Source organism: Pseudooceanicola profundus (genome assembly GCF_054919315.1).
In genome coordinates, this window is record NZ_CM142898.1 from 163,844 (window position 1) to 186,703 (window position 22,860).

General features: G+C 68.7%; 20 protein-coding genes. 3 read left to right on the forward strand and 17 right to left on the reverse strand.

The genetic code is table 11. The features are described 5' to 3' along the window. Positions 1-367 precede the first annotated feature (367 nt). Positions 368-2,104: a bifunctional helix-turn-helix transcriptional regulator/alpha/beta hydrolase gene (locus ACX9MO_RS00760; RefSeq protein ID WP_462213197.1), complete on the forward strand. Its 1,737-nt coding sequence runs from the start codon at positions 368-370 to the stop codon at positions 2,102-2,104. Between the two features lie 214 nt (positions 2,105-2,318). Here the strand turns inward: ACX9MO_RS00760 and recN are convergent, their stop codons facing one another. The 9 genes from recN to ACX9MO_RS00805 all read right to left on the reverse strand — a co-directional run bounded on the left by recN (position 2,319) and on the right by ACX9MO_RS00805 (position 12,196). Then, the gene (gene recN / locus ACX9MO_RS00765; protein ID WP_222490408.1) at positions 2,319-3,965 is read right to left on the reverse strand and encodes a DNA repair protein RecN; all 1,647 of its coding nucleotides are present in this window, start codon (positions 3,963-3,965) and stop codon (positions 2,319-2,321) included. A 58-nt stretch (positions 3,966-4,023) separates the two neighbouring features. Further along, positions 4,024-4,881, reverse strand: coding sequence for an outer membrane protein assembly factor BamD (locus ACX9MO_RS00770; RefSeq protein WP_222490409.1), 858 nt, complete (start codon positions 4,879-4,881; stop codon positions 4,024-4,026). A 272-nt stretch (positions 4,882-5,153) separates the two neighbouring features. Further along, positions 5,154-6,074, reverse strand: coding sequence for a UDP-3-O-acyl-N-acetylglucosamine deacetylase (lpxC, locus tag ACX9MO_RS00775; protein WP_462213198.1), 921 nt, complete (start codon positions 6,072-6,074; stop codon positions 5,154-5,156). A 334-nt stretch (positions 6,075-6,408) separates the two neighbouring features. Continuing rightward, the gene (gene ftsZ, locus ACX9MO_RS00780; protein ID WP_462213199.1) at positions 6,409-8,073 is read right to left on the reverse strand and encodes a cell division protein FtsZ; all 1,665 of its coding nucleotides are present in this window, start codon (positions 8,071-8,073) and stop codon (positions 6,409-6,411) included. 174 nt (positions 8,074-8,247) lie between these two features. Further along, positions 8,248-9,582, reverse strand: coding sequence for a cell division protein FtsA (gene ftsA, locus ACX9MO_RS00785; RefSeq protein ID WP_222490412.1), 1,335 nt, complete (start codon positions 9,580-9,582; stop codon positions 8,248-8,250). Then, positions 9,582-10,460, reverse strand: a complete 879-nt coding sequence (locus ACX9MO_RS00790; RefSeq protein WP_462213200.1) for a cell division protein FtsQ/DivIB — start codon at positions 10,458-10,460, stop codon at positions 9,582-9,584. Before ACX9MO_RS00790 ends, ftsA begins: the two co-directional genes overlap by 1 nt. Before the next feature lie 248 nt (positions 10,461-10,708). Further along, on the reverse strand, positions 10,709-11,653 hold the full coding sequence (gene murB, locus ACX9MO_RS00795; RefSeq protein WP_222490414.1) for a UDP-N-acetylmuramate dehydrogenase: 945 nt from the start codon (positions 11,651-11,653) through the stop codon (positions 10,709-10,711). A gap of 67 nt (positions 11,654-11,720) precedes the next feature. Further along, positions 11,721-11,960, reverse strand: coding sequence for a DUF2484 family protein (locus ACX9MO_RS00800; RefSeq protein WP_462213201.1), 240 nt, complete (start codon positions 11,958-11,960; stop codon positions 11,721-11,723). Continuing rightward, positions 11,957-12,196: a DUF2484 family protein gene (locus ACX9MO_RS00805; RefSeq protein WP_462213202.1), complete on the reverse strand. Its 240-nt coding sequence runs from the start codon at positions 12,194-12,196 to the stop codon at positions 11,957-11,959. Before ACX9MO_RS00805 ends, ACX9MO_RS00800 begins: the two co-directional genes overlap by 4 nt. Positions 12,197-12,397: 201 nt before the next feature. On the opposite strand from ACX9MO_RS00805, the gene ACX9MO_RS00810 reads away from it, so the two are divergent. Continuing rightward, positions 12,398-12,685, forward strand: a complete 288-nt coding sequence (locus tag ACX9MO_RS00810) for an SH3 domain-containing protein (RefSeq protein WP_462213203.1) — start codon at positions 12,398-12,400, stop codon at positions 12,683-12,685. Positions 12,686-12,736: 51 nt separating this feature from the next. On the opposite strand, the gene murC is transcribed toward ACX9MO_RS00810, so the two are convergent. From murC to ftsW, 3 genes are read right to left on the reverse strand one after another with little or no spacing between them, the layout of a single operon-like run. After that, entirely contained in the window at positions 12,737-14,146 is a 1,410-nt protein-coding gene (murC, locus tag ACX9MO_RS00815; protein WP_222490418.1) for a UDP-N-acetylmuramate--L-alanine ligase, read from the reverse strand. Continuing rightward, positions 14,143-15,261 (reverse strand): UDP-N-acetylglucosamine--N-acetylmuramyl-(pentapeptide) pyrophosphoryl-undecaprenol N-acetylglucosamine transferase, encoded by a 1,119-nt coding sequence (locus ACX9MO_RS00820; RefSeq protein ID WP_222490419.1) that lies wholly within the window; start codon positions 15,259-15,261, stop codon positions 14,143-14,145. The genes murC and ACX9MO_RS00820 overlap by 4 nt, the downstream gene beginning before the upstream one ends. After that, complete coding sequence (gene ftsW, locus ACX9MO_RS00825) at positions 15,258-16,424, reverse strand: putative lipid II flippase FtsW (RefSeq protein WP_222490420.1); 1,167 nt, start codon at positions 16,422-16,424, stop codon at positions 15,258-15,260. Before ftsW ends, ACX9MO_RS00820 begins: the two co-directional genes overlap by 4 nt. 525 nt (positions 16,425-16,949) lie before the next feature. On the opposite strand from ftsW, the gene ACX9MO_RS00830 reads away from it, so the two are divergent. Beyond that, a complete protein-coding gene (locus tag ACX9MO_RS00830) occupies positions 16,950-18,161 on the forward strand; it encodes a BaiN/RdsA family NAD(P)/FAD-dependent oxidoreductase (protein ID WP_462213204.1) in 1,212 nt (403 codons plus the stop codon). 35 nt (positions 18,162-18,196) lie between these two features. Here the strand turns inward: ACX9MO_RS00830 and ACX9MO_RS00835 are convergent, their stop codons facing one another. From ACX9MO_RS00835 to ACX9MO_RS00855, 5 genes are all read right to left on the reverse strand, one after another. Continuing rightward, a complete protein-coding gene (locus ACX9MO_RS00835; protein ID WP_462213205.1) occupies positions 18,197-18,979 on the reverse strand; it encodes a hypothetical protein in 783 nt (260 codons plus the stop codon). A gap of 220 nt (positions 18,980-19,199) precedes the next feature. Further along, positions 19,200-20,570: a glutamate--cysteine ligase gene (locus ACX9MO_RS00840; protein WP_462213206.1), complete on the reverse strand. Its 1,371-nt coding sequence runs from the start codon at positions 20,568-20,570 to the stop codon at positions 19,200-19,202. Positions 20,571-20,629: 59 nt separating this feature from the next. Next, the gene (locus ACX9MO_RS00845) at positions 20,630-21,250 is read right to left on the reverse strand and encodes a hypothetical protein (protein WP_462213207.1); all 621 of its coding nucleotides are present in this window, start codon (positions 21,248-21,250) and stop codon (positions 20,630-20,632) included. Then, entirely contained in the window at positions 21,247-22,101 is an 855-nt protein-coding gene (locus ACX9MO_RS00850) for a GNAT family N-acetyltransferase (protein ID WP_462213208.1), read from the reverse strand. The genes ACX9MO_RS00845 and ACX9MO_RS00850 overlap by 4 nt, the downstream gene beginning before the upstream one ends. Continuing rightward, positions 22,098-22,853, reverse strand: a complete 756-nt coding sequence (locus tag ACX9MO_RS00855) for a 16S rRNA (uracil(1498)-N(3))-methyltransferase (RefSeq protein WP_462213209.1) — start codon at positions 22,851-22,853, stop codon at positions 22,098-22,100. The genes ACX9MO_RS00850 and ACX9MO_RS00855 overlap by 4 nt, the downstream gene beginning before the upstream one ends. Positions 22,854-22,860 lie beyond the last annotated feature (7 nt).

Sequence of the window (22,860 nt, forward strand, 5' to 3'; positions counted from 1 at the left end):
TACCCGCGGAGAGAGGAGAGGCGCAGCTGCCCCCACCCCGGCAGATGTGCCCGGGATGGGTACCACGCGGCAGCGCCGAGAGGACGCCCACCCCATGCCGCAGATCGCGACACCGACACGGACGACCGACACAGATCCGGAAACAGAGGCCGAGAGACGGCCTGACGGTCGCCCCGAGAGACGCCTCGAGACGGGCGCCGAGCCAGGCACCGATACAGGCACCGATACAGGCACGTCACCGCTCGGTGACGGGGGATGCCTCTCGGGCTGCGAAACGCCCTCCCATTCAGGCCCGGAGCATGGACCGGACGCGACAGCACGCAGCGGCTCCGACAGTGCGGCGGACGGCCACAGGCTGCAGGACGAGGTGCTGGACCGGCTCTATGCGGTGGCCGAGGACCCGGCGCTCTACGACAGGGTGCTGGAACCCTGGCACCAGCTCGTGGCGCCGCTGCAGGCACAGGCGCCGGACTGGACCTGTATCACCGTCCCCGGCCCCGACTTCGCGGCACATTTCGCCCGGCTGACCCGCCTGCTTGGCAGTGACAGGGTGCAGCGTCGCCCGCGCGAGGACCAGCAGGCGCTGTCGCGGATCACCATCTCCATCGCCTTCACGCTGGATGCGGCGCTGCGGGTGACCGCCGTCAACGCCGCGGCTGCGGCGGCAACCCCGGTCACCGTGGGCAGTGCCCTGCGCGATCTGCCGATCCTGCCCGAGGACCGCCGCGCCCTCGCGACGCTGATCCGTGGGCTCTTCACCGATCCCGACCCGGGCGCCGCGACCCTGCGCATCCGGCATCCGCGCAGCTTCACGCCCATCCTGCTGAACCTCCGTCCCGTCTTCCCCGATCCCGAGCGACTGCCCACCGGCGCGCCGCTGCGGCCGGACTACGTGCTGGTGGTCTCCTCGCTGCTCCGCTGGCCGGACAGCCATGCCGAGATGCTGCAGAATGCCTTTGGCATGACGCCCGCCGAATACGCGGTGATGCGGGCCCTCGCCGCCGGGCATTCCGTGAACGAGATCGCCGAGATGCGCGGCCGCTCGGTCCAGACCGTCCGGGCGCAGGTCAAGGCGCTGCTCCAGAAGACCGAGACCCGCAGCCAGCCGGAACTGGTGCGCCTGATGCTCTCGACGGTCGAAACCGCGCCGCCGCAGGACGCGTCCCAGCCTGCCCCGCGGATCAGCCGCGGCATCCACCAGTTGGAGGACCGCCCCTTCCGGACCCTGCCGCTGCCCGGCGGGCGGCAGATCGAATACCTCGAGTTCGGCGATCCCGCCGGCCGGCCCGTGCTCTACAGTCCCGGGCTGGTGACACTCTGCCGCTGGCCCGCGCGCGCCGAACGGGCCGCCGCCGAGCGGGGCCTGCGGGTGATCGTTCCGCTGCGGCCCCGGATCGGCGGCAGCAGCCCCCTGCCCCCCGGGACACCGCGCGGCCCGGGCGTGGCCCATGACCTGCTTGCGCTGCTCGACCGGCTGGACCTGCCGCAGGTCACGCTCATGGCACAGAACCATGACCTCTTCTTTGCCTGCATGCTGCAGGACGCCGCGCCGCGCCGGCTGGAGCAGGTCATCGGCCTCGGCTCCGTCATGCCGCTGTGCTGTGCCATCCAGTACGCCCGCATGTCCCGCTGGCCCCGCTTCATGCAGAGCGGTGCGCGCTATACGCCGGACCTGTTGCGCGACATGGCCCGGGGCACCTTTGCCATGTCGCATTGCATCGGCAAGCTGCAGGCCCTGCGCCTGATCTACGCCAGTTCGCCCGACGACCTGCGCGTGCTGCGTGAGCCCGAGACGCAGGAGGCCGTCCTCGTGGGCACCGAGGCCACGCTCTCCCACGAGAGCGCCGCGACCGAGGCCTATATCGACGATCTGACCACCATCCATCGCACCGACTGGGGCCCCTCGCTGCGCCGCCTGATCGCAGCGGTGCCGGTGACCTTCGTGCATGGGGATCACGATCCCTCCATGCACCCCGACACGGTTCGCGACCGGGCCGCCGCCTTCCCCGGGGCCACTTACCTGCAGCTGCGCGACGCGGGTCAGATGCTGTTCTTCACCCGCTGGCGTGAAATCCTGCCACTGCTGGACAAGAAACGCGCCTGACGTGACGCGATTTCGCGTCGTATACCCCGATTGGGGTATGCTTCAGACCGCCGGAATGTTTATTATCATATTGGTAACGAGTTGTTCTGGTGTGTCGGTCTGGGCAGAGACCGCCCCCCCGGGCGTCTTTCTGCCCGGGCCACTTCAGACCGGACGACAGCTGATTGACCGCACCCGGAAGACGCAGCGAATTCCCTGAAAACCCGTAAACAGATCAGGCCAGCAGGCTCTGCGCGGCGGCCCGCGCCTCTGCGGTGATCCGGTCGCCGGAAATCATGCGCGCGATCTCGTCCACCCGCGCCTCCGAATCGAGCGGCACGACGGAGGAGAGCGTCTGCCCCTCGCTGACCTTCTTCTCGACCCGCCAGTGGTGCGCGCCCAAGGCCGCCACCTGCGGCGAATGGGTCACCACCAGCACCTGCCCGCTGGCAGAGAGCGCCGCGAGCCTGCGGCCCACCGCATCCGCCGTGGCGCCACCCACCCCACGGTCGATCTCGTCGAAGATCATCGTGGCAGAGCGATCGGGCGCGGCCAGACAGACCTTCAGCGCCAGCAGGAAGCGCGACAGCTCCCCGCCGGAGGCGATCTTGGCAATCGGACCGGCGGGTGCGCCGGGGTTGGTGGCCACCATGAAGGCAGCCTCGTCGCGCCCCTCGGGCCCGGCCGGCCCTTCGGTCAGCTCGGTTACGAAGCGGGCACGCTCCATCTTCAGCGGCGCCAGTTCGGCCTCGACGGCGGCGTCCAGCTTGCCCGCGGCCTCGGCCCGGGCCTTCGAAAGCGCAGCCGCCGCCGTGTCGTAAACCGCCTCTGCCTCGGCCAGATCCCGGCGCAGCCCCTCGATGTCATCAGCGCCGCGATCCAGTGCCGAGAGCTTGCCGCGCAGGTCCTCGGCGAAGGCGGCCAGATCATCGGGCGCCACCCCATGCTTGCGCGCCAGCCCACGGATCTCGAAGAGCCGCTCCTCGGTGCGCTCGAGGTCGATGGGATCGAAATCCAGCGCCTCGAGGCAACGCTCCACCCCGTCGGCGGCATCGGCCAGTTCGGCCATCGCCCGGCCAAGGGCGGCCAGCGGTTCGTCGAGGCGGCCCTCGACCCGGTCGGAAGCCCCTTCCAGCCAGCGGAGCGCATCGCCCATGGCGCCTTCGGCCCCGTCGTTGCTGAGCGCCTGATGCGCCCGCGACACGTCCTCGCGGACCCGTTCCGCGCCCTGCATGGTGCGGCGGCGGGCGTCGAGCTCCGCCTCCTCGCCGGGCTGCGGGTCGAGCTTGTCGAGCTCGCCGACGGCATGGCGCAGGAAGTCTTCCTCGGCCTTCACCTCGTCCAGCGCCCGCTGCGCCGTCTCCAGTGCCCGGCGCGCCTGCGACAGCCCGCGCCACGCAGCCCGCACGTCCGAGCGCAGCACGCCGGTGGCGGCGAATTCGTCGAGCAGGGCAAGGTGGCCGCGCGGGTTCAGAAGCCCACGGTCGTCGTGCTGGCCATGCAGTTCCACAAGCGTCTCGGAGAGGGCGCGCAGCACCTCGCCACTGGCGCGGCGGTCGTTGATCCACGCGGTCTTGCGCCCGTCGGACCGGTTCACCCGGCGCAGGATCAGCTCCTCCCCCGCGGGCAGCCCGGCCTCTTCCAGCACGGCGCGGCCCGGATGGTCGGCAGGCAGGTCGAAAACGGCGGTCACCTCGCCCTGTTCGGCGCCCTGCCGCACGAGGTCCGCGCGGCCGCGCCAGCCGAGGACGAACCCGAGACTGTCGAGAAGGATGGACTTGCCGGCCCCGGTCTCGCCGGTGAGCACGTTCAGACCGGGCTGGAAGTCGAGTTCCAGCCGGTCGATGATCAGCATGTCACGGATCTCAAGACCGCGCAGCATCCGTGGTCTTACTCCTCAAAGGCCAGCGGCAGCGCCCGGGGGCGCCGCGCCCCGTTGGTTACAGCCATTCGCCACGCAGCATCTGGCGATAGACCTGCGCCAGCCAGCTGTCGCCAATGACCTCGGGCTTCAGGCCCTTGCCGGTCAGCAGGTTGTAGCTGTCCTGATACCAGGTCGTGGACTGGAAGTTGTAGCCAAGGATCGCCCCCGCGGTCTGCGCCTCGTTGACGAGACCGAGCGAAAGATAGGCTTCCACCAGCCGGTGCAGCGCCTCTGCGGTGTGGGTGGTGGTCTGGAAGTCCTCCACCACCACGCGGAAGCGGTTCACCGCCGCGGCGTAATGCTGCTTCTTCAGGTAATAGCGCCCGATCTCCATTTCCTTCGCCGCGAGGTGGTCGAAGGCGAGGTCGAACTTCAGGATCGAGGAGCGGGCATAATCGCTGTCGGGATACTTCTCGATCACCGCGCGCAGCGCCTGGAGCGCCTGGAACGTCAGGCCCTGGTCGCGGCCGACGTCGTCGATCTGGTCATAATAGGACAGCGCCAGCAGGTACTGGGCATAGGGCGCGTCTTCTTCGGTCGGGTAGAAATCGAGGTAGCGCTGCGCAGCGGAGCGGCTTTCCTCGTAGTTCTTGCCCTGATGCTGGGCGAAGGCCTGCATGATCAGCGCGCGCTTGGCCCATTCCGAGTAGGGATAGAGCCGCTCGACCTCGCCGAAGAAGGCGGCCGCGTCGCCGTAGCGGTTGCGGTCCATCTCGAACTCGCCACGCTCGTAGATCTGTTCGGCGGTGTAGGTCTCCAGCGGCAGCGAGTCCACGGTGCCGCCGCCATTGCCGCAGCCCGCCAGGACTGCCGCAAGGAGGAGCGGCCCTGCCAGCTTCATCACGCCGCGGCCTTTGGAACCGACGCCTGTCATGCTTGCTCTCACCCTCTTGCCGTCCTTGTCATCGAGCCGGGCCGTGGCATGGCCCCGCCTTTCATTCGGGTCTAGCACAGAAAAATTCCGGTGCAAAACGCCTATGGAGTATCCTGCACCGGCGGTCTCGGCAAGGCGGAAAGGGCCTTGGGAGGTGCTGGCGCCATGATCGGCGGAATCCCTGCATCTGCCCGCGCTGAATGCAGAAAACCGGCCCACAAAGGCCGGTTTTGCCGATTTCCCTGTCGCCCCGGGGCGCTGTCACGAATGCGTCAGGCGACGGCGGGGATTTCGTCCATGTGCACGCCCGCACCGGGCAGCTGCGCCATCTGGTCAGCGGTGCAGGTCACCATCCGCAGCGCGCCCGGCTCAGCGAAGGCGGCGCGCAGCAGGGTGTTGGTCAGGCTGTGGCCCGCGCGGTAGCCGGTGTAGCGGCCCAGCAGGGGGGCGCCTGCCATGAAGAGATCGCCAAGCGCGTCGAGCATCTTGTGACGCACGGCCTCGTCCGCGTGGCGCAGGCCGCCGGGGCTGAGGATACGGTCGCCATCCACCACCACGGCGTTGTCCAGTGTCCCACCGAGGGCGAGGCCCTGTGCGCGCATCGCGTCCACGTCCGACTGGCGGCAGAAGGTGCGGGCATCGCAGAGTTCGCGCACGAAGGTGCCGTTCGACATGGTCAGAAGCTTGTCCTGCACGCCGATCGCCGCGTCGGGGAAGTCGATGTGGAAGGAAATCTCCAGCGCCTTGCCCGGCTCGAGGCGGGCCCAGGCTTCACCGTTGCGGACCTCGACTGTCTTGAGAACCTCGTAGGCGCGCACCGGAGCTGCCTGACGTTGCAGGCCACGGGCGAGGATGCCGCGCACGAAGGGCGCGGAGGAGCCGTCGAGGATCGGAACCTCGGGGCCGTCGACCTCCACGAGGGCGTTGGTCACGCCGCAGCCGGCAAGGGCCGCCATCACGTGTTCCACGGTCGAGAGAGAGGCCCCTGCCCCGTTCACGATCTTGGTGCACAGCGGGGTCCGCTCCACCACGTCCCAACGGGCGGGGATCAGCGCGTCGCCCACGGCAATATCCGTCCGGCGGAACCAGATGCCATGATGGGCCGCCGCGGGGCGGATGGTCAGACGGACGGGAGCGCCGGAATGCAGACCGACACCCGTGAAGCGGACCGGAGCTTTGATCGTCGTTTGCAAGGGTCTACCCTTTCGGTTCGGGACCGGCGGACATCCTGCCCTGCCGGGGCCGCAAACCTGTCGCTTTCTCACGTTCTGGACGGATAAAGCGCGCTGAAGGTAACGGCCTGTTCATATTCGCTGTTCACTAGGTAAGGCGCGAGGGGCGGACCCTCAACTCACTCTTTGCAACGGTTTGCAACATAGCGGCCGGGGCATGGCGGAACCCTGCGCATCCGTCTGGGCACCCCAGGCAACCCGTTGATACCAAAAGAAAAGGCCGCCCCACGGGGGCGGCCTCTCGATCTCTTCTGACGTAACGTCCGGGGCGTTTTGTGACCCCGGTTTGTCACATTCAGTTCGCCTGGCGACGCAGGAACGCGGGGATCTCGATGCGCTCCTGATCGGGGTCGTGACGCTCTTCCGGCTCGGCTTCGTGGGCGCGCAGGCTGGGCTGTGCGCGGGTCTGAGCCTGCGGCTTGGGCGCCGGCTGGCGGGCCGGAGCAGCGGGCTGCTCGTTGTGGCCGGTCATCCGGTTGATCAGGTTGTTGAGGCCGAACCCGCTGCGGCGTTCACCCTGCGGTGCGGCCGGAGCGGCGGCGCGGGGCTGGGGTGCCGGGGCCTGCGCGGGACGCGCGGGGGCCTTGGAGACCGCGTGGTGCAGGCGGGCGAGCGCCTCGGGAGAGGGCTGGCCCGCGGGACGCGGACGGGGCGCGACGAAGTTTTCCGCCTCGGGCTCTTCGTAGTGGACCGGCGCCTGCTGCACGGGCTGCGGGCGGTAGGCCGGCTCGGGCAGGTGATCCTGTGCGGCCGCGCGGGGCGCCGGACGGGGCTCTTCCGCCTGACGCTCGAAGCTGTCGAAGAACGAGGGCTCTTCATCCGCTTCGGGCTCGTATTCCTCTTCGACGCGGGCCACCGGGGCGGCTACCTGTGCGACGGGCTGCGGTGCGGGGGCCGGAGCGGCGTCCTGCACGACCTCGGCCTCGATGGCCTCGGGCTGGCGCAGCGGCTCTGCCAGCTTGCGGCGCGGGACGGGGATGTCCTGCACGTTCTCGGAGGCGTCGATGCCGGTGGCCACGACCGAAACGCGCATCCGCCCGTCCATGGTGGTGTCCAGCGTCGAGCCGACGATGATGTTCGCGTCCGGGTCCACTTCCTCGCGGATGCGGTTCGCGGCTTCGTCCAGTTCGAACAGCGTCAGGTCGTTGCCGCCCGTGATGTTGATGAGAACGCCCTTCGCGCCGCGCAGGCTGATCTCGTCCAGCAGCGGGTTCGCTATGGCTTGCTCGGCCGCCTTGGTGGCGCGTTCGTCGCCCTCGCCCTCGCCGGTGCCCATCATCGCCTTGCCCATCTCGTCCATGACCGACCGGACGTCGGCAAAGTCGAGGTTGATCAGGCCGGGGCGCACCATGAGGTCCGAGATGCCCTTGACGCCCTGGTAGAGGACGTTGTCCGCCATCGAGAAGGCCTCGGTGAAGGTCGTCTTCTCGTTCGCGAGGCGGAACAGGTTCTGGTTCGGAATGATGATCAGCGTGTCGACGACCTTCTGCAGGACCTCGACGCCCTCTTCCGCCTGGCGCATCCGCTTGGCGCCTTCGAACTGGAAGGGCTTGGTCACGACGCCGACGGTCAGGACACCCAGTTCACGGGCGGCCTGCGCGATGATCGGGGCTGCGCCGGTGCCGGTGCCACCGCCCATGCCGGCGGTGATGAAGCACATGTGCGCGCCGGCGAGATGATCGACGATCTGTTCGATGCTCTCTTCGGCAGCGGCTGCGCCGACGGTCGCGCGGGCGCCTGCCCCCAGACCTTCGGTGATCTTCACGCCCAGCTGAACGCGGGCTTCGGCGCGGCTCTGTTGCAGGGCCTGCGCGTCCGTGTTGGCCACCACGAAGTCCACACCGTCGAGCGCCTTCTCGATCATGTTGTTGACCGCGTTGCCGCCCGCGCCACCGACACCGAAAACGGTAATCCGGGGCTTCAGCTCTTCGTGACCGGGCATCGTAAGGTTGAGTGTCATCGCTCTGTCCGCCTGATGTTGCCCCCAGATTCCCGGGGATTGTTCTGCCTAATCAGGAATAATCCTAACAACCTGTTGCAGTGACGTCACGCGAAAAAACAAAATCCCCCACAAAATATGGCCGCGAGTCCGTGCAGACTCGCGGGATTTTGCCGATTATTCCAGATATGGGGTTTACCAGTTCTCTTTGAACCAGCGGACGGCCCGTTTCAGCGACCGCGCGGGGTAGCGATCGTGGGGCAAATCGAAGTCCCACCACTCGTCCTGCGGGTGCGCCGCAAAGAGGCACATCCCTACGGCAGAGGCGAATCCCGGTCCCGTGGCGGCCTGCGGCAGGCCGTGGACGCGCAGCGGACGGCCCAGGCGGACCTGCTGACCGAGGATTCGGCTGGCCAGCCCGTCGAGGCCGGGGATCTGGCTGGCGCCACCGGTCAGCACGATCTGCTGGCTCGGCAGGTGGTCGAAGCCCGCGGCGTCAAGGCGGTAGCGCACCTCTTCGAGGATCTCCTCGACGCGGGGGCGCATGATGCCGATCAGCTCGGCCCGGGTGACGGTGCGGCGGTCATGTTCCCAGTCGCCGGTCTCGCCGCCGATCTCGATCTGCTCGCGGTCGTCCATGCCGGTGGCGATGACGCCGCCGTAGAAGGTTTTCAGCCGTTCGGCATTGGCCTGCGGGATTTGCAGCGCCATCGAGATGTCGCCGGTCACGTGATCGCCGCCCATGCGCACCGCGTCGGCATAGATCATGTGTTTCTTCATGAAGATCGAGATGCCGGTGGCCCCGCCCCCCATGTCGATGCAGGCCGCACCCAGTTCCTGTTCGTCCTCCACCAGCGAGGCGATGCCGGTGACATAGGCCGAGGAAGCGATGCCCGCGAGTTCGAGGTCGCAGCGGTGGATGCAATGCACGAGGTTCTGCACCGCCGCCGCATCCACGGTCAGCATGTGCATGTCGGTCGCCAGACGGTTGCCGATCTGGCCGCGCGGGTCGGAGAGGCCCGAGCGGTGGTCGAGGGCGAAGTTCACCGGCTGCGCGTGGATCACCTCGCGCCCGCCGCCGAAGTCCGGCACCTCGCAGGCGGCCAGCACGCGGCTGACGTCCTGCTCGCTCACCATCTGCCCGGCCAGCTCAACTTCCCCGGCGAGGCCATAGCTGCGCGGGCCTGCGCCCGAAAAACAGGCAATCACGTGGTCGACGCGGACCTTGGCCATCTTCTGGGCGGCCTGGATCGCTGTGCGGATCGCCTTTTCGGCCTCCTGCATCGCCTCCACCTCGCCGAAGCGCACCCCGCGCGAACGGGTCGTGGCGGCACCGATCACCCGGAAACCCGCCTGCCCGGCCAGCGAGCCGACGCCATCCCCGGTGGTCACCCGCTCTGCATTGTCGAAGCGCAGCACCAGACAGGCGATCTTGGAGCTGCCCACGTCGAGGATCGCAACCACCCCGCGCTGCATCGCAGCGCGCCGCATGTTGCGCATCGCGCGCTGGCTCTCATAAAGATCCATCATCACTGTCCGGCCTCCACCAACATGTCCTTGCTCAGCCACCAATGGGCAACGGCGTCCTGGTTCATTCGGATCGTCGGGCGGGCGGCAAGCCGCATGTCCACCGACGACATATCCCGTGCGAAAAGCTGCTGCGCCTCGTCGAGCGCGATCACCCGCTCCAGCGCCTGCACCGGCTTGGTGACCGGCAGCAGCACCCGCTGTCCGCGGTCGAGGACCAAGTCCCAGCGGCGCTCGCCGATCCGCACCAGACCGCGCAGGCGATCCTTCAGCGGGGCGGCGGCAGAAAGGATGCGCAGGGCTTCGGGCACCGCGTCACGGGCGCCCTCCCCCGCGATCAGCGGCAGGTCCTCGCGGGTGGCGCGGGTCGAGACCCCGCCCACCACCACGCCTTCGCGGTCCACCAGGTCCAGCCCGTCGCGAGAGCGCCACAGCACGACAGGCTGGCGCTCGATCACGTTGATCTGGAGGATGTTGCCCGCGCGGATGAAGAGGCTCACGTCCTTCACCGCCGGAAGTTCGAGGATCGTCCGCTGGAGCGTATCGAGGTCGATGTCGAAGGAGGTCATCGGGAAGTCGAGCTGCGCGACCTCGCGGATGTCGGCTTCCACGTTGGCCGAGGCGCCTTCGACGGCCATCAGCTTGACCATGAACTCGGGGCGCATCTCGAACTTATTGCGCAGCTCATGCACCGCCAGCAGCACCTGGTCGCGGCGATCCTGATCGCCGAGATAGGCCGAGGTCGCGCCGAGCGTGACGAGGAAAGGAACGCCCGCGCGCAGGAAGAGGCGCACCGCCGGCGTCAGCATCAGCCGTTCGAGGCGGTAGGCCCAAAGGGAGGGTGCGGGATCGTGACGGGTGGACCGGGTCAGCGGTGCCATGCGGCCCTCCGCGCATCAGGGGCAGACCCTTGGGCGCGGACGGACAGGATGCAGGCCGCTGCGCGGTGCATCCCCTTATCCCGATTGGCGTCGATCGCGCGAGTTGCAGCGCGCCACGCAATGCGTGCGCCTGACTCGTTCACTGCCGCCACGTCGGGGTTTGTCCTGCTCGACGAACCCAAATCCGTGCCTCAAGTCCTCGGGCCATTTTCGGCCCTTGTTGATTTTTCTTATCGTACTGCCTGCGGTCAGTCGCCGGGTCTGTCGCCCTTGGCTTCACCTATCCGCATGATTTCCCACTCTAGCTGCAAACCGCTGGTTTGGAAAACCCTTTTTCGCACTTCCTCCCCCAGCTCTTCCAGATCCGAGGCGGTCGCTGCCCCCGTATTGATCAGGAAGTTGGAGTGTTTCTCGCTCATCTGCGCGCCGCCGATCATGGCCCCGCGCATGCCGGCGTCGTCGATCAGTTTCCACGCCTTGAGGTCATGCACATCGTCCGCCCGCCCGGTCGAGGAAAAGCCCGCCGGGTTGCGGAAGGTGGAGCCCGCAGTGCGGTCCTTGGTGGGCTGGGTCGCGTCGCGCTTGGCCAGCTGCTCGTCCATCCGCGCGGCCAGTTCCGCCGGGTCGCCCGCAGGCCCTTCCAGCAGAACCTCGGTCAGCACCCAGCCCTCGGGCAGCGCGCTCTGACGGTACTGGAAGGCAAGGTCTTCGCCGCTCAGCGTCACGACCTCGCCCGCCCGCGTCACGGCGCGGGCCGAGACGAAGGCGTCCTTCGTATAGGTGCCGTAGCAGCCCGCGTTCATCCGGACCGCGCCGCCGATGGCGCCGGGGATGGTGCGCAGGAAGGTCAGGTCCACGCCCGCCTCCGCCGCGCGCCGGGCCACGTGGGCATCCAGTGCGGCCGCCCCGGCCGTCACCCGGGTGCCGTCAGCCACGATACCGTTGAACCCGCGGCCCAGCCGGATCACCACGCCACGCAGTCCGCCGTCGCGCACGATCAGGTTGCTGCCCACCCCCATGGGAAAGACGGGCACCTCGGGGTCGAGCTGGCGCAGGAAATCGGCAAGGTCGTCCTCGTCCGCAGGCTGGAACAGCCAGTCCGCCGGGCCGCCCACCCGCAGCCACGTCAGGTCCGCCATGGCACGGTCGGCACTCAGCCGGCCTCGGGTCTCGATCTGGTCTGGACGGGCCATGGTCTCTCCTGCGGCTTGGGGATCGCAGGGCTAGGTAGCGCCCTGCCCCCGCCATGGCAAGCCGAGCCTAGAGTGCCGTCAGCCAGCGGAAGAGATGGATCACCGGCCAGCGGAAGACCGAGAGCCCGCAGACAAGGACCACCAGCCCCCAGACCCAGCCGTCGCGCAGCAGCACCCAGAGCAGCAGCGGCACGCAGACCGCCATCAGCGCATAGGCCCGGGTCCAGTGATTGTCGCGCGAGGGGATCATCCCCGCCACCGCCGCCGCCAGCACCCAGAGGCAGGCCGCCACCATCGCCGGGCTCATTCCACCGATCCCCTGCGGCTCATCAGGTAGAAGAGCGGCCGCCGAAAGACCGAGAGCACGGCGATCAGTGCCACCAGCGCCATGCCCACCCCATGAGCCCGCCCGATCAGGACTAGGATCGCGAGGGCGCCAAGGATCAGCCCCAGCCCCGGCCAGCGTTGCAGCCGCATCGGCAGCAGCGCCACGAGCGCGGCGGCCAGCACCCAGAAACAGGCCAGTATCCAAGGAAGGCTCATGCGGGACCTCATGCTCGTTCGGCAAACTCTCCGCCTGCCGGGCCTGTCTGGCAAGCGCCCGATCCCGCTGCGCATGACTTTTCAGCAGGCAGGGACGCAAAAGCACCAGACCGCCCGCGCCGCCCCTCGGTCCGGCAGGCGCCTCATGCTAGGCTCCCCCCATTGCCGACCCGATCCGATTTCACACAGAGAGGTTTCCCGATGCGCGTCATTCAGACCCTTGCCGCCGCCCTGTTTCTTGCCGCGCCGGCGCAGGCCTATGCCCCCGATGTCTTTGCCGTCTGCCACCTCGATCCGAACGGCGACAACTTCCTTGCCCTGCGCAGCGGTCCGGGATCGAGCCACCCGATGCAGGCCAAGCTGGGCCCCGGCACCAAGGTCTGGGACTGGGAGCGGCGCGGCAAGTGGTACAAGGTGTCGGTCGGCGGAGTGAACGGACCCGAGGGCTGGGTCTACGCCGACTATCTCTGCCTGATCGAGGACCATTGAAAAAGGGGCCCCGCGGGCCCCTCCTCCTTTGCCGGACGACGCCCTGATGCGTTACTCCACCGGTTCCTCGGCCAGCCGTTTCGGCAGGTTGTTGGCCCAGGTCGAAATCGTGCCGGCGCCGAGGCAGACCACCATGTCGCCGGGCCGGGCCTGTTCGCGCACGAGCCGCACGAGGTCATCCTCGCCGGTCACCGCGCGGGCATGGCGATGGCCATGGGCGATCAGCCCGTGCACGAGGTCCTCGCGGGTCGCGCCGGGGATCGGGTCCTCGCCCGCGGCATAGACCTCGCCGATGGCGACCACGTCGGCCTCGTTGAAACAGGCGCAGAAGTCATCGAAGAGCGAATGCAGCCGGGAGTAGCGGTGCGGTTGGTGGACCGCGATGACACGCCCCTCGGTCGCCTGGCGGGCGGCCTTCAGCACCGCGGCGATCTCCACCGGGTGGTGGCCGTAGTCGTCGATCACCGTGACGCCGTTCACCTCGCCCACCTTGGTGAAGCGCCGGTTCACACCGCCGAAGGCCGCAAGGGCCGCGCGGATCTCCTCGCCCTTCATGCCGAGGTGCCGGGCCACGGCCACGGCCGAGAGCGCGTTCGAGACGTTGTGATCGCCGGGCATCGGCAGGGTGCAGCCCTCGATCTTCATGTCCTCGGCCTGCAGCAGGATGTCGAAATGGGCGATGCCCTTCTCGTAGTGCAGGTTGGTCGCGCGGACATCGGCCTGCGCGTTGAAACCATAGGTGGTCACGCGGCGGTCGGTGATCTTGCCCACCAGCGCCTGCACCTCCGGATGATCGGTGCAGCAGACGGCAAGCCCGTAGAAGGGAATGTTCGATACGAAGTCGAGGAAGCCCTTGCGCAGCCCCTCGATGGTGCCCCAGTGCTCCATATGCTCGGGGTCGATGTTCGTCACGATGGCGATCGTGGCCGGCAGGCGGTTGAAGGTGCCGTCGCTCTCGTCGGCCTCCACCACCATCCATTCGCCCAGACCCACCCGCGCGTTGGAGCCATAGGCGTGGATGATCCCGCCGTTCACCACCGTGGGGTCGAATTTGCCCGCGTCCAGCAGCGTCGCCACCATGGTGGTGGTCGTCGTCTTGCCGTGGGTGCCCGCGACGGCGATGTTGGATTTCAGGCGCATCAGCTCGGCCAGCATCTCGGCCCGGCGCACAACGGGCAGCCCGCGGCGGCGTGCCTCGTCCAGCTCGGGGTTGCCCGGCTTGATGGCGGAGGAAATCACGACGACCTGCGCCTCCTCGAGGTTCTCGGCCCGTTGGCCCTCGAAGACATGGGCGCCGAGGTCCTTCAGCCGGTCGGTGATCTTGGAGGCCTTCAGATCGCTGCCCTGCACCACGTAGCCGTGGTTCAGCAGGACCTCCGCGATGCCGGACATGCCGATGCCGCCGATGCCCACGAAATGGATGGGGCCCACGTCTCCGGGAAGTTTCGTCGCTGCGTTCACGTCGTCTCCTTTTCCGTCAGTTCGCCCGCCGCCAGCGCTGCAACCATGTCGGCCAGCGTCTCCGCCGCCTCGGGCTTGCCGAGGGAGAGCGCGGCCCGCGCCATCTGCAGTGCGCCCTCGGGGCTGTCCAGTACCAGTGCGATCTGGTCCGCAAGGGTGCCCGCGTCAAGTTTGCTCTCGGGCAGGAGGATCGCCGCGCCGGCCTCGACCATGCCCTTGGCATTGGCGGTCTGCTCGTCCCGGATCGCCGCGGCCAGCGGCACGAGGATCGCCGGGCGGCCGATCACGGTCAGGTCCGCCACGGTCGAGGCCCCCGCGCGGGTGACCACCAGCTGGGCCTCGCTCATGCGGCGCGGCACATCGTCGAAGAAGGGTTTCACCTCGGCGCTGATGCCGGCCTCGGTGTAGAACTCGGCCACGCGGGCCATGTCCTCGGGGCGGGCCTGATGGGCCACGCGCACGTGCTGGCGCAGGTGGTCGGGCAGCAGCGAGATCGCCTCCGGCACCCGGTCGGAGAGGATGCGCGCGCCCTGCGAGCCGCCCATGACGAGCAGCGAGAGCGGGTAGTCCCCGGGCGGAATGTATCCGGCACCGGCCCGTTCACGGATCGCCGCGCGCACCGGGTTGCCGACGTGGTAGCCCTGCACGCCCTCGGGCAGTTCGGTCGGCCAGGTGCCGCAGGCCACCGCCGCGACGCGCTTGGCAAAGAGCTGGTTCACGCGCCCCAGCACGCCGTTCTGTTCATGGATCATCCGCGGCAGGCCGAGGATCGTGGCCGCCGCCACCGCCGGGATCGCCGGGTAGCCGCCGAAGCCCACCACCGCGGCCGGCTTCTCCCGCTGCATGCGCAGCACGGCCGAGGAGATGCCCCCCGCGATCCGGAAGGGCACCAGTGCCTTGGCCGCCACCCCGCCGCGCGCGAAGGTGGCCGAGGCCACCTCCTCCACCGCGACCGCCTCGGGGAAGCCGCCGGTGTAGCGCGCGCCGCGTGCGTCGGTCGAGAGCCGCACCCGCCAGCCGCGGGCCAGCATTTCCTCCGCGAGGGCCTGCGCCGGGAACATGTGCCCGCCGGTGCCCCCCGCCGCGATGATCAGCAGCGGTGCCGTCTCACTCATCGCGTGCGCCCCGCGAGGATATCGCCGATCTCGCCCTGGGGCCGCGACCGGGTGAAGGCCAGCAGCATGCCGACCGCGACACCGCTCGCGATGACGGAAGAGCCGCCGTAGCTGACGAAGGGCAGCGTCATGCCCTTGGCGGGCAGCAGCCGCACGGCCACGCCCATGTTGATCATCGCCTGCACGGCGAACATGGCGGCAAGACCGGTGCCGGCCAGCCGGATGAAGGGATCGCGTTCGCGCATCAGCCGCAACAGCGACCGCACCACGACCGAGGTGTAGAGCGCGATGATCACCAGCACGAGGATCAGCCCGTATTCCTCTGCCGCCACCGCGATGATGAAGTCGGTATGGGCATCGGGCAGCGACCACTTGACCGAGCCCTCGCCGACGCCGACGCCGAAGAAACCGCCCTCGCGGATCGCGTCGGTGGCATAGCCCAGCTGGGTGCGCGGATCGACATCGGGGCTCAGGAAGCCGTCAATCCGGCGCGCGAAGTGTTCCGAGTTGTGGTAGGCGAAAGTGCCCGCGGCGACCACGGCGCCCGCCATGCCCACCAGCAGGGTCAGCGGCGCACCGGCCACGAAATACATGACGCCCCAGCCGAAGAGGATCAGCGCCGACTGGCCGAAGTCCGGCTGCATCGCCAGCATGAAGACGATGACCACGGTCAGCCCGAAGGACCAGAGCCGCCCCGGCGGGCCGTTGATCTCCTGGGCCGCGGCCATCATCCAGGCGCAGGTCACCACGAAGACGGGTTTCAGGAATTCCGAGGGCTGCACCGAGGCGAAGCCCAGCGAGTACCACCGCACCGCGCCCTTGCCGAAGTCGGTCCCGAAGACCGGCAGGAAGAGCAGCGCGAGGAAACAACCCGCAAAGCCCAGCACCGCGAGGCGGCGCACCAGCTGCGGCGGCATCATCGAGGTGACCATCATCGCCACCATCGCCATCGCCCCGAAGAGCGCCTGCCGCTGCACGTAGTGGAACGGCTGGAAGCCGTTCTTCTCCGCCAGCGGGGGCGAGGCGGCGAAGCCCAGCAAGAGCCCCACGCCAAAGAGCATGAGGATGCAGGACATGGTCCACTTGTCGACCGTCCGCCACCATTTAGGGAGTATCGGTTCGCCTTCCCGCACGGGGAGCGCACCATAGACCATTTCCGTCATGGGTAAATCTGCCGCTTCTGCCTCTGATCCGCCCCTTTTCGGGGTCTGATAGGCAAGTCTAGCCTTTTTCCCCCTCTCGCGCCAGACAGAATGCCACGCCCCGGCGCCCCTCCGCCCGGCCCCGCCCCGCTCCGCCGCCCGCCTCTCATCCCGCTCCTGCGCCCGCCCCCTCGCGCGCGCGCCGCCCCGCCTTTCATCTTTCCCCAAATACCTCCGGGGGAGTCCGTGCACTGCACGGACGGGGGCAGCGCCCCCTTGCCTCCCTCTCCTGCCCACAGGCCATACCGCAGCGCCGGCGCCCCCTCCCCGCTGCCCGGAATTTTCAAAAATTCCGGACCGGAAAATTCGAATTTTCCGGCTGCCGCGCACCCTCCTCCGCACTGCGCAGGGCAGACAAACTCCCCCGCCCCCCCGCGCATCAAAAATTCTTCGAAGAATTTCGCCAAGAATTTTCGAAAATTCTTGGGTGTCCCCCGCCCCCGTCCCCCCTTGCCAAACCCGGGCCAAGGCGGCATCCCCGCGGCCATGGATTATGACGTGATCATCCTTGGCGCCGGGGCGGCCGGCCTGATGTGCGCGGCCCACTGCGGGGGCCGGGTGCTGGTGGTGGACCATGCCCGAAAGGCGGGCGAGAAGATCCGCATCTCCGGCGGCGGGCGCTGCAACTTCACCAACACCGGCACGGAGCCTGCCAACTTCCTCTCCGCCAATCCGCATTTCGCCAAATCCGCGCTGAAGCGCTACACGCCGTGGGATTTCGTCTCCCTCGTCTCGGAGCATGGCATCGACTGGCACGAGAAGACCCTCGGCCAGCTCTTCTGCGACGACAGCGCGCGCCAGATCGTCTCGCTGCTGACCGGCATGGTCGAGGAGGCGGGCGGCACGCTGACGCTCGACACGCGGATCGAGGGTGTCACCGCGCAGGACGGAGACGGGGACGGGGCCTTCGCCGTCACGCTCAATCGCGACACGCGGCCCTGGACGGTGCGGGCGCCGCGGCTCGTGGTCGCCACCGGCGGCAAGTCGATCCCCAAGATGGGCGCCACCGGCCTCGCCTATGACATCGCGCGCCAGTTCGGCCACGCCATCGTCGAGACCCATCCTGGACTCGTGCCCTTCACCTTCCCGCCCGAAACCTTCAGCGCCCTCGCCGGCCTCTCCCTGCCGGTGCGCGCCACCGCCGGGGGCACCAGCTTCGAGGAAGCGCTGCTCTTCACCCACCGCGGCCTCTCGGGCCCCGCGATCCTTCAGGTCTCCTCCTACTGGACGCCCGGCGCAGAGATCGAGATCGACCTCCTGCCCGGCCTCGACCCGCTGGAGCGGCTGCGCGCTGCACGCCAGCAGGCCGGGCGCCGCGCCATCACCACCGTGCTGGCCGAGATGATGCCCGCCCGCCTTGCGCAGGCGGTGCCGAGCCTGATCGCGCCGGACCTCGACCTGGACGGCAACCTCGCCGATCACAATGACGCCAGCCTCGGTGCACTCTGTGACCGGCTGACCCGCTGGCGGGTGAAGCCCACGGGGACCGAGGGCTATCGCACCGCAGAGGTCACCCTGGGCGGCGTGGACACCGCAGGCCTCTCCTCCAAGACGATGGAATCCACCCTGCACCCGGGGCTGCATTTCATCGGCGAATGCGTGGATGTGACCGGCTGGCTGGGGGGCTACAACTTCCAGTGGGCCTGGGCCTCGGCCATGGCCTGCGCCACGGCGATCCGGGCCGCGCAACAGGCCTAAGCGGCAGGCCTAAGCGACAGCCCTAGGAGACAGGCCTAGGGTGCCTTCGGCATGCCGCCATCGTTGCCCACGCCGCCAGTCCCGACACCGCGGCCCTCGGCCAGCAGGGCGTCATACCAGCTGCGGTCGGTCTCGTATCCCAGCCCGATGAGCACATCGTGCAGGACGGGAAACCTGGTGAACTGGTCGATGATCCGGGCCCGATGCTCGGGCTGCGCCCATTTCCGGGCGGGCCCTGCCTCCAGCGCGCGTACGCCGTTCAGCGGGCCCTGCAGGTGGGCCGGTATCTCGGCCGTGTGGAAATCGGCGAAGCTGCCCTCGAAGCGCAGCCCCAGCTGCGCGGCCAAGGCCTGCTGCACGCTGTCGGGATCGGCCACGAGGTCCTCGTACTTCAGGTAGAAGATGCCGCGCGGAAAAGCGCCCGACCGCGCCACCTGCATGATCGCGCGCTGGATCTGCAACAGCCCCGGCGCGGTGAAGGTCGGCACCTTGCCCGGCTGGATGAAATAGCACAGGTCGGCGGCCATGAAGTAATCATCCGGCACGGCCCGGTGGCGGCTGATCAGGATATCGCGCGGATCGCGCAGCATGACGATCAGATCCAGCTGCTTCCCCCGCCTGTTGGCCTGCAGGATCCTGGCCGTGTCGAAGATGTCGTAGGGTCGCTTGCTGCACTGGTTGCCCGGCAGGTGCAGCAGATGCGCCGTGGGCATCTCGGCCTCGAAGAGACCGAAGTCCCTCAGGCAATGGCGCATCATGGTGTAGAACAGCGTGCTGCCTGCCCGGCCATGGCCGGAAATGATCAGATGACGTTCCACGCGCGACCCGAGGCCCCCTATTTCGGGGGAGTGTCCCGCGTTCACGCTTCGCGGTCAAGGGGCACCTCCCGGCACAACCTCCGGGAGATGCCTTCACGTGGTGAGGCACGTGCTCGCGCATCGGATCAGGCACGTGGTCAGGCAGCGGGTCGGCCCCCTTCAACGGCCGAGGTCTCAGCCGGCCAATCGCCGGCCGGACACCCGCCTGCCAACCCGTCGCTCAGTAGGAATACTCGGCGTAGATCCGGTCCAGATCGCCGTTCCACTCGCCCTTGTACTTGGCCAGCAGTTCGTCCGCAGGGGTCTGGCCCGAAGCGATGCTTTCCTTCAGCGCGTTGAGGAAATGGGTCTCGTCGGGGATCAGCCCGCCCGCGCCCTCTGCCGCGCGCGCCTTCAGGCCCGCCTCTGCGATGTCCAGCACCTCGCGGGCGAGGTCATGCATCTTGATGCCGTTGACCGTGCCGCCGAGGGCCTGATCGCCGGCCGCCACGCGCATCGCCTCGCGGGTCGGGGCGTCCCAGCCCTTCACGAGGTCCCACGCCGCATCCAGCGCGCCCTGATCGTACATCAGCCCGACCCAGAAGGCCGGCAGCGCGCAAAGACGCCGCCACGGGCCGCCATCGGCGCCGCGCATCTCGATGAACTTCTTTACCCGCGCCTCGGGGAAGAGCGTGGTCAGGTGGTCGGCCCAGTCCGACAGCGTCGGCTTCTCGCCCGGCAGCGCGGGCAGTTCGCCCTTGAGGAAGTCGCGGAACGACTGGCCGAGCGCGTCGATGTACTTGCCGTCGCGGTAGACGAAGTACATCGGCACATCGAGGGCATATTGCACGTAGGACTCGAAGCCGAAGCCCTCGTCGAAGACGAAGGGCAGCATCCCCGTCCGGGCGGCATCCATGTGACGCCAGACCCACGACCGGTAGGAACGCATGCCGTTGGGCTTGCCCTCGAAGAAGGGCGAATTGGCAAAGAGCGCGGTGGCGACCGGCTGCAGCGCAAGGGCCACGCGCATCTTCTGCACCATGTCCGCCTCGGTCGAGAAGTCGAGGTTCACCTGCACGGTGCAGGTGCGGCGCATCATCGTGGTGCCGGTGGTGCCGACGCGGCTCTGGTAGGCATCCATGAGCTTGTAGCGGCCCTTGGGCATCAGGGGCATCTCGTCATGGGTCCACTGGGGCGCGGCGCCCAGACCGATGAAGCCCACGCCGATCTCGTCCGAGATGCTCTTCACCTCGCGCAGGTGCTGGTTCACCTCGTCACAGGTCTGGTGAATGTTGCACAGCGGTGCGCCCGACAGTTCCAGCGCCCCGCCGGGCTCGAGGCTGACGTTGGCGCCGTCCTTGGTCAGGCCGATCAGATAACCGCTTTCGCGGACCTCGTTCCAGCCATAGCGGTCGCGCAGGCCTTCCAGCACGGCCTTGATGGAGCGTTCGCCATCATAGGGAATGGGTTTCAGGCTGTCCTTGCAGTAGCCGAACTTCTCGTGCTCGGTGCCGATCCGCCAGTCTTCCTTGGGCTTGCAGCCCTCGGCCATGTAGTCTGCCAGCTGTTCATGACGCTCGATCGGGCCGCCGCCGGATTGGGGGATGGACATGGAGTACTCCGGTCTGTCGCTTTCTTGGAGGTCAGGAGTGAGCGCAAACGCGGGCGGTGTCAATGCAACCGGCGGAGCGGTTTCTCCCAGATCACGTCACCCTTTGCCGGGCCGCCCGATGCCGCGCCACCCTGCACAAGGGTCAGGCCCGCGCGGGACGATCCGGAGGAAGCGCCCTGCGACGAGCCCTGCCCCGGCGTGGTGCCCGCTGTCGCATCATGCGCCCGCATCTTCGCCAGCAACTCGCGCGTGGGCAGGCCGGGCAGCGCCGCGAAGACATCGAAGAGCGCCTCGGCCCCTTCCGCCCCCAGCGGGATATGCAGGTCCTCCGCGCCGGGCTGGCTGAGCACCCAGTGGGCCGAGGGCCCCTGCCCGGTCAGCGCCAGCCGGTCGAGTTCCGACAGGGCCACGATGCCGCCGGTGAGCGGGCCGAAATAGGCAATCTGCCCCTCGTCGACCTGCACCACGCCGGGCCCCTGCCGGGCAGAGCGGAACCGCGCCCGCTGCACGCCCGCCGCCGCAAAGCCAAGTCCCGCCAGCACCAGCACGACGCCCACCCATTTCAGCACGCCGAAGGTGGTCAGCGCCCACCACAGGCCGAGCGCCGCCACCGCCAGCCCGATGGCCACTTCGCGCCAGCGGTTCAGGGCCGCGCGCGCCTCGGGTCGGATGAAACTCACGTGGGCCTCGCCAGACGACACATCGTATAGGTGCCGATCCGGCTGAAGCCGATGGCGCGATAGGCGGCGGTCGCGGTGTCACTGGCCGCGAAGAGCACCGCTTCCTCGGCACCGGTCTCGTCGCGCAGGGCGGCGAGGTGCAGCGCCACCGCCGCCCGGGCAAGGCCCTCGCCGCGCCGCGCGGGCGGGGTGAAGACCCCGCCGACCTGCACCGTGTTCCCGGCCCGTGCGTTGATGCCCGTCATCGCCAGCGGCGTATCGCCCTGCATCAGCAGCACGTGGCTGCCGGTCTCCAGCATGGCGTCCACGTCCACCACGGCGCGTTCTGCGGCGACCGACGGCGAGGTGCCGTGCACATAGGCGTTGTACTGGCTGCGCCAGTCGATCAGCAGGTCGCGGCGGCTGGCATCGGCGGGCACGAGGAGCAGGCCCGCGACCTCGGGCATGACCAGATCGCTCAGCGGCAGGAGGAAATGCGGCTCGTCGCGCAGCAGGCCCATGGGATGGTGCCGCAGGTCGAGCGTGTCGAGCACGGAATGCACCGCCCCGGCCTCGCCCAGAATCCATTCGTAGGACCGCATGGAGAGCGGCGCAGTCACGGCGTCGAGCAGCGGATCGCCCGCCGCCAGCACCGGCAGCATCCAGCCATCGCGCGTCATCCCGAGGAAGGCCACGACCTCGCCGTCCTCGTAGCGGACCCAGGCCGACATGGCGCGGCTGTGGCCCGACTGGGTGGCCAGCCCGTGGGTTTCGAGGTTCGCCAGCGGGAACATGGCGCAGGCCGTCTGGCCGCGCAGGTAGTCGAGGACCGCGGGCAGATCGTCGGCGCGGACCGGGGTCATGTCACTCATGCGCACTCCCCGCTCCGCTCTCCGCCCCAATCGCCAAGCGCCTGCTGCCAGAGCGTCAGCGCGGCCACCGCCGCGGTATCCGCCCGCAGTATGCGCGGGCCGAGCGCGACACGATGCGCGAAGGGCAGACCGCGCAGCCGGCTGCGTTCCGCCTCGGAGAAGCCACCCTCCGGCCCGATCAGGATCGCCCACGGGCCCGGCGTGAGGGTCGAGAGCGGCGCGCCGCCCGGTTCCTCGGCCAGGGCCTCGTCGCAGAACATCAGCTGCCGGCCCTCGGGCCAGTCCGCCAGCAGCCGGTCGAGCTTGTGCAGGTCCGCGACCTCGGGGACGTAGGTGCCGCCGCATTGCTCCGCCGCCTCGACCGCATGGGCCTGCAACCGGTCCTGCCGGATACGCTCGGAATTGGTGAAATCGGTCTGCACCGGCACGATCCGCGCCGCCCCCATCTCCGCCGCCTTCTCGACGATGAAGTCGGTGCGCGCCTTCTTGATCGGCGCGAAGAGCAGCCAGAGGTCGGGCGGCATCTGCAACGGTTTCGACCGGGACCGGCAGGTCAGCTCTCCGCCGCGCTTGCCGGCCTGCGTCACCTGCGCCTGCCATTCGCCGTCGCGCCCGTTGAAGAGCGCGACCGCATCGCCATCGCCGAGGCGCATGACCCCGAAGAGGTAATGCGCCTGGTCCCGCTCCAAAGGAACGGTTTGCCCCGCCCCCAGCGGGTGATCTACATAGAGCCTGATTTTCGCCGTATCCATGGACCCT

Coding starts and splice junctions, on each gene's coding strand:
- ftsW (WP_222490420.1), bottom strand. CDS start 16,424: ATGACGGAAATGGTCTATGGTGCGCTCCCCGTGCGGGAAGGCGAACCG.
- ftsA (WP_222490412.1), bottom strand. CDS start 9,582: ATGATGGATCTTTATGAGAGCCAGCGCGCGATGCGCAACATGCGGCGC.
- ftsZ (WP_462213199.1), bottom strand. CDS start 8,073: ATGACACTCAACCTTACGATGCCCGGTCACGAAGAGCTGAAGCCCCGG.
- ACX9MO_RS00830 (WP_462213204.1), top strand. CDS start 16,950: ATGGATTATGACGTGATCATCCTTGGCGCCGGGGCGGCCGGCCTGATG.
- ACX9MO_RS00850 (WP_462213208.1), bottom strand. CDS start 22,101: ATGAGTGACATGACCCCGGTCCGCGCCGACGATCTGCCCGCGGTCCTC.
- ACX9MO_RS00810 (WP_462213203.1), top strand. CDS start 12,398: ATGCGCGTCATTCAGACCCTTGCCGCCGCCCTGTTTCTTGCCGCGCCG.
- recN (WP_222490408.1), bottom strand. CDS start 3,965: ATGCTGCGCGGTCTTGAGATCCGTGACATGCTGATCATCGACCGGCTG.
- ACX9MO_RS00840 (WP_462213206.1), bottom strand. CDS start 20,570: ATGTCCATCCCCCAATCCGGCGGCGGCCCGATCGAGCGTCATGAACAG.
- ACX9MO_RS00770 (WP_222490409.1), bottom strand. CDS start 4,881: ATGACAGGCGTCGGTTCCAAAGGCCGCGGCGTGATGAAGCTGGCAGGG.
- ACX9MO_RS00855 (WP_462213209.1), bottom strand. CDS start 22,853: ATGGATACGGCGAAAATCAGGCTCTATGTAGATCACCCGCTGGGGGCG.
- ACX9MO_RS00805 (WP_462213202.1), bottom strand. CDS start 12,196: ATGAGCCTTCCTTGGATACTGGCCTGTTTCTGGGTGCTGGCCGCCGCG.
- ACX9MO_RS00790 (WP_462213200.1), bottom strand. CDS start 10,460: ATGGCACCGCTGACCCGGTCCACCCGTCACGATCCCGCACCCTCCCTT.
- ACX9MO_RS00800 (WP_462213201.1), bottom strand. CDS start 11,960: ATGAGCCCGGCGATGGTGGCGGCCTGCCTCTGGGTGCTGGCGGCGGCG.
- ACX9MO_RS00820 (WP_222490419.1), bottom strand. CDS start 15,261: ATGAGTGAGACGGCACCGCTGCTGATCATCGCGGCGGGGGGCACCGGC.
- murB (WP_222490414.1), bottom strand. CDS start 11,653: ATGGCCCGTCCAGACCAGATCGAGACCCGAGGCCGGCTGAGTGCCGAC.